General features: G+C 35.0%; 3 protein-coding genes. 2 read left to right on the plus strand and 1 reads right to left on the minus strand.

Going from position 1 to position 3730, the window contains the following annotated elements:
- Positions 1-997: LacI family DNA-binding transcriptional regulator (locus B2S90_RS01230; protein ID WP_286696421.1), on the minus strand; the 997-nt coding region annotated here is incomplete at its 3' end.
- Positions 998-1188: 191 nt separating this feature from the next.
- On the opposite strand from B2S90_RS01230, the gene B2S90_RS01235 reads away from it, so the two are divergent.
- Complete coding sequence (locus B2S90_RS01235; RefSeq protein ID WP_286696422.1) at positions 1189-3321, plus strand: PTS transporter subunit IIBC; 2133 nt, start codon at positions 1189-1191, stop codon at positions 3319-3321.
- Between the two features lie 2 nt (positions 3322-3323).
- Positions 3324-3730 (plus strand): endonuclease/exonuclease/phosphatase family protein (locus B2S90_RS01240; RefSeq protein ID WP_286696423.1); only part of this gene is annotated, 407 nt, incomplete at its 3' end.

Below are 3730 nucleotides of genomic sequence, written 5' to 3' on the forward strand. Positions count from 1 at the left end.
CTTTATTCATTTCCTTTACACTTTGTCTTTTACGTATTGTGAATGGCACAATTGAGCGTGTCGCAAACATGGTAGGTGTTTCTATATGTTTAATAAGCTGGACAACTGCTTCCATGCCTAACTGATTTGGGCTTACATCAATAGAAGTCAGTGGTGGTTCTGAAAAACGTGCAAAGATAGAATTATTAAAACTCACAATAGAAATATCATCAGGTACTTTCTTTCCTACTTCAGTAATTAGTCTAACCATAATGACTGCATAAATATCATCACATACCACAAAGGCACTAGGACATTCATCACTTCTTAATAATTCAAGTATTTCATTGGGGTTATAGGAATAGCTTGAAGAAAGATTCTTAATATAGTCTTCTTTCACTTCATAGCCTGCTTCGGATAAAGCTTGTATATAACCAAGACGTCGATCTATAGAATACTGTGCATCTTTTTTCTCACCAATATAACCAATCTTTTGATGTCCTTTTTTAAATAAGTATTTCACTGCCTCATAGCCTGCCTGGATATTATCTGTATCTACACTGACTGATGTAATGGAATTCATTGGTGGTTTACCAATCATAATATAAGGAATCATACGTTCTCTTAAATAGTCTGTCACAGAAGATTCAATTTTTGTATTTAGGAAGATATATCCTTCACAATCCGCAATTTCCATACTTGTCTTCATTTCTCTCGTATCGGCACCAGTAATAATATGAAGACTATAACGCTCTTTATTACACATATAACTAATACCTTTTACTATTTCTAGATAGAATGGATTCTCATAGACATCTACCATAAAACGTGGAAAGACGACACCAACATCATGTTTCTTAATATGTGATTTATCATATACATAACCGAGTTCATCCATTACTTTACGTACTTTTTCTTTCGTTTCTTCACTAATTGAATAATGATTATTAATTGTACGAGATACAGTAGATGGAGATACACCTGCTTTTTTCGCAATGTCTTTAATTGTGATACTCATTTAAATCACCTCACTTTTATTATACTCATTATTATTGTGTTGCGCTATAGTTGCGCAAATATTTGCATAATATATGCGTAAATACCCTGTTTTGTTGCATAATTCCTATTGTGTAAGTGTTTACAATCATTAAAATAGGATTTGTAAGAAAAAGGGAGTAAGACATAACCTTATTAGAAGGAGGAAAGAATATGAGTAAGGGAAAAGTTTTATGTATGCCCCTCAAGGGTAAAGTAGTACCAATCACTGATGTCCCAGATTCTGTATTTTCAGAAAAGATGATGGGAGACGGATGTGCTATCATTCCAGAAGATGGAAAAGTATATGCACCAGACAACTGTGTAGTAAAAATGGTTGCACCTACTAAACATGCAGTTGGTCTTGTGACAGATGATGGTATTGAAATCTTAATCCACTTTGGATTAGATACAGTTCAGTATCAGGGTGAAGGTTTTACTTGGCATGTAAAAGAAGGTCAGACAGTTGAAAAAGGAGATTTATTGTTTGAAGGAGATTTAGAGTTCTTTAAATCTAAAGGTGTGAATACAATGACTCCATTCGTATTTACTAAAGAAGATGATCTTAAAGGTAAGAAGATTGTCTTAAAGAAAGGTGCTCATAATGTGAAAGATGAGATGCTTGTTCTTGAAGATGTAGCAGCTCCTAAAGCAGCACCTGAAAAGAAGAAGAAAAAAGGAATTAACTTCGACTTCTTACAGAAGTTAGGTAAAGCCTTAATGACAGTTATCGCAGTAATGCCTGCTGCTGGTTTAATGATTTCATTAGGTAAAGTATTCCAGATGTTTGGTGCAGATGTTGCATTTGTTATGACTGTTGGTTCTGTAATGGAACAGATTGGTTGGGCAGTAATCAACAACCTACATATCTTATTCGCAGCTGCCATTGGTGGTAACTGGGCTAAGGATCGTGCCGGAGGTGCATTCGCAGCCGTTATCGCATTTATCTTAATCAATAACATCACAGGTACAATCTTTGGTGTTACAGCCGATATGGTTAATAGCAGTAAAGTTATTTATACACATACATTATTTGGTGCAAAGATTCCAGTTGCCAACTATTTCACAACAGTTCTAGGATCTGCAGCACTTAATATGGGTGTCTTTGTAGGTATTATTGCTGGTTTCGTTGGTGGTATTGTTTACAACAAATACTATAACTTCCGTAAATTACCTGATTGCTTATCATTCTTCAATGGTAAACGTTTCGTTCCATTAATGGTTATTGTTCATTCAGTTGTTATCGCAATTGTAATGTCAATTGTATGGCCATTTGTTCAGGGTGGTATTAATAGCTTTGGTGTTTGGCTTGCAAACTCAAGTAAAACAGCACCAATCATTGCCCCATTCTTATATGGTATGTTAGAACGTCTATTATTACCATTTGGTTTACATCATATGTTAACTATTCCAGTTAACTACACTTCTTTTGGTGGTACATATACTATCATGACTGGTTTACAGAAGGGTACAAAAGTATTCGGTCAGGATCCATTATGGTTAGCTTGGGTTACAGATTTAATTAACTTAAAGAAAGCTGGAAACATGACAGCTTACACTCACTTATTAACAACAGTTACACCTGCTCGTTTCAAAGTAGGTCAGATGATCGGTGCAACTGGTCTATTAGCTGGTTTCGCTTATGCAATGTATAAGAATGTCGATAAAGATAAACAGCCTAAATATAAATCAATGTTTATTTCTACATTCATTGCAACTTTCTTAACAGGTGTTACAGAACCTCTAGAATTCATGTTTATGTTCGCAGCAGTTCCACTATATGGTGTTTATGCAGTACTTCAAGGTTTAGCTTTCGCAGCAGCTGATATTGTTCATTTAAGAGTTCATTCATTTGGTAATATCGAATTCTTAACTCGTGTTCCTATGGCAGTTCAAGCAGGATTACTTGGTGATGTTATTAATTTCATTATTGCATGTGTAGTATTCGCAGTAGTTGGTTATTTCGTTGCAAACTTCATGATCAAGAAGTTTAACTTTGCGACACCGGGTAGACTTGGTAACTATGATGATATGGAAAGTGATGAAGCTTCTACAGCACATGAAGGTAGTGCTCAGGTTGAAGCAATCATCAACTTACTTGGTGGTAGAGATAATATTCAGTTAGTTGATGCATGTATGACTCGTTTAAGAGTTACAGTTAATGATGTCAATAAAGTTGCTGATGTTGATGCTTGGAAGAAGGAAGGCGCAAAGGGTCTCCTTAAGAAGGATAACGGTGTTCAGGCAGTTTATGGACCTAAAGCCGATGTTCTTAAGTCAGATATCAATGATGCCTTAGGTAAATAAATATGAAGTTCATGACACTTAACACACATTCACTCAGTGAATGTGATGAAAAGAATAAGCTCCAGACAATTGCGAATTTTATTCTGAATCATGATGTTGATGTCATTTGTTTACAAGAAGTCAATCAAAGTATGAATGCAAAAAGTGTTTCTACCGACAGATCTTATGTCGGTAGAGACATTATTAAAGAAGATAATTATGCACTTGGATTAAGTCGATTACTTGGTGATCAATACAATTGGAACTATATTCCAGTTAAAGTAGGTTATGACAAGTTTGATGAAGGTGTAGCCATCTTCTCTAAGTATCCAATTGTGAATAGTGTAAATACTTTATTGACGCAAACCAATGATTATACGTTCTGGAAGAAACGTAATTCTCTTGGAGTAGAAATAGTAAAAGAGAACAC

The sequence above is a fragment of the Catenibacterium sp. UBA627 genome (assembly GCF_002299355.1).
GTDB classification, from domain to species: domain Bacteria; phylum Bacillota_I; class Bacilli_A; order Erysipelotrichales; family Coprobacillaceae; genus Catenibacterium; species Catenibacterium mitsuoka.

What these genes read in the sequence shown, in the direction of transcription:
- B2S90_RS01235 (WP_286696422.1), top strand. Translation starts at nt 1,189, where the DNA reads ATGAGTAAGGGAAAAGTTTTATGTATGCCCCTCAAGGGTAAAGTAGTA.